Source organism: Methylobacterium sp. 1030 (genome assembly GCF_040544715.1).
Classification (GTDB): Bacteria; Pseudomonadota; Alphaproteobacteria; order Rhizobiales; family Beijerinckiaceae; genus Methylobacterium.
The window spans coordinates 1-2085 of the sequence record NZ_JBEPKM010000062.1 but is presented as its reverse complement, the minus strand read 5'-3'; the positions used below and the strand labels follow the sequence as shown (position 1 = coordinate 2085).

Here is a 2085-nt window from a genome sequence, read left to right as displayed (position 1 = left end):
GTAGCTGTCGCCGCGGATGGTGACGACGTGGCTGTGGTGCAGCAGCCGATCGAGGATCGCGGTGGCCACCACCGCGTCGCCGAACACGCTCCCCCACTCGCCCACTGCCCGGTTCGAGGTCACCAGCATCGCGCCCCGCTCGTAGCGGCGGCTGACGAGCTGGAAGAACAGATGCGCGGCATCCGGCTCGAACGGCAGATAGCCGAGCTCGTCGATAATCAGCAGCTTCGGCTTGGCGTAGTGTGTCAGTCGCTCCTCCAACCGGCCCTCAGCATGCGCCTTGGCCAACTGCGCCACGAGCGTCGTGGCCGGGGTGAACAGCACGCCATAGCCGGCCACGATCGCCGCGCGCCCGATCGCCACCGCCAGGTGCGTCTTGCCCACACCGGGCGGGCCGAGGAGCAGAACCGCTTCGCCATTGGCGATGAAGCGGCCGGTGGCGAGTTCACGGATCTGCGCCTTGTCCAGCGAGGGTTGTGCGCCGAAGTCGAAGCCGGTTAGGTCCCGCACGAAGGGGAAGCGAGCCAGACCGAAGGCCATGTCGATGCGGCGCTGGTCACGCCGAGCGACCTCGCGCTCGCAGAACAGGGTCAGCGCCTCACGGATCGTCAGCTCGCCCCGGCCGGCCTCGTCGATCAGGCTATCGAGCTGATCGCGCATGGCCGTCAGCTTCAGGCGGTCGAGCAGCAGGTTGAGGTGGTCATGGTCTTCGCCCATCAGAAGCCTCCCCCGGCGACCGCCTCGTACTCGGCCAACGGCCGCAACAGCGCCGGCGGCATGATGGGCGACGGGTCGAGCCGGTGAGCCGGTCGCTCTCGGCTACCCACAAGCCCGGCCAGATGGGCATCGTCGACGACACGGCCGTGGCGCCCCTTCAACGCGGCGTGCACGGCGACCTCACGTCCGCCGTGGTGGACGCGCACCACCGCTCCGCTCACGGTGACGCGAACCCGCTCGCCGATCAGCCGCCACGGCACCGAGTAGGCGTTGCCGTCGACGCTGACCGCGCAGTCTGCCCCGACCCGGCGCACGAGATCGCGTGCGGCGGAGAACGGCGGCACGCCCGCCAGGGGCTGCAGCGCCCGGGCCTCGTCCCGGGCGAACCGCGCGCCCGGCGCCTCACCGGTCGTGCCGTGCGCGCGCCGGTCGGCCACATCCCGCGTCCAGGCATCGAGATGCGCCTCCAGGGCGGCAAAGCTCGCGAAGCGGTGGCCGGCTACAGCGTTCCTCTTGACGTAGCCAACGCCGCGCTCGTCCTTGCCCTTCGTGCGCGCCCGGTACGGGGCGCAGGCCCGCACCCGGAAGCCCCAATGCCGGGAGAAGGCGTGCAAGCGCGGATGCAGGATGACCTCGCGGCTGACCGGGTCATGGTGCAGGACCAGGGCGCGGGCATTGTCGAGCAGCACCTCGCGCGGCACACCGCCGAAGGCCTGAAAGGCGCTCTCCAATCCGGCGAACCAGTCCTCCTGCCGCTCGTGGCCGAAGGCGCGCACGTGCAGTCGACGCGAGTAGCCGAGCGTCGCAACGAACAGCGACACCCGGGTGGGCACACCGCCGATCTCGATCCGCCGCTCGCCGAAGTCGATCTGCATCTGCTCGCCTGGCCGCGTCTCGAACCGCACGCTCGCCCGCGCGGCGATCACCAGGTCCCGCCGCAACGGCGCCACGGCCCGTTCCACGGTGCGCAGGCTGACGTGGATGTCCTTCTCGTTGGCGAGGTCCTGGCGCACGACGTCGGCGTTGCCGGCATGCTGCCGGAACCGTTCGGCCAACCAGTCCGTCAAGCCGTCGAGCCGCTTCGATCGTGAGGGCGTTTTGGAGGGACGCCAATCACCCTGACGGAGCCAGTGCTTGACCGTGTTCTTCGAACAGCCGAGTTCGGTCGCGATCCGCTTGGCGCCCCAGCCCAGCGCCTTCAGCCGCACCATCGCCGATACGTCGTCCGGCGTCTTCATCTCGGCCCTCCGCGGATCGTCCGTCCGCTGAAGAGCCTGATCCTCGTTCCTGATCATCTCGACCTCCTCGCTCATCGAGGGGGTCAGGTCCTCATGGCGTCAGGGGGTCAGTTTGCCGTGTCGCCTGACA

At 69.7% G+C, this 2085-nt stretch carries 2 protein-coding genes; both read right to left on the bottom strand.

Translation table 11 applies throughout. The annotated features are described in order from the left end of the window. Positions 1–717: IS21-like element helper ATPase IstB (gene istB, locus ABIC30_RS31710; RefSeq protein ID WP_502915897.1), on the bottom strand; the 717-nt coding region annotated here is incomplete at its 3' end. Beyond that, on the bottom strand, positions 717–1955 hold the full coding sequence (gene istA / locus ABIC30_RS31705) for an IS21 family transposase (RefSeq protein ID WP_354456836.1): 1239 nt from the start codon (positions 1953–1955) through the stop codon (positions 717–719). The genes istA and istB, both read right to left, overlap by 1 nt. Between the last annotated feature and the right edge of the window lie 130 nt (positions 1956–2085).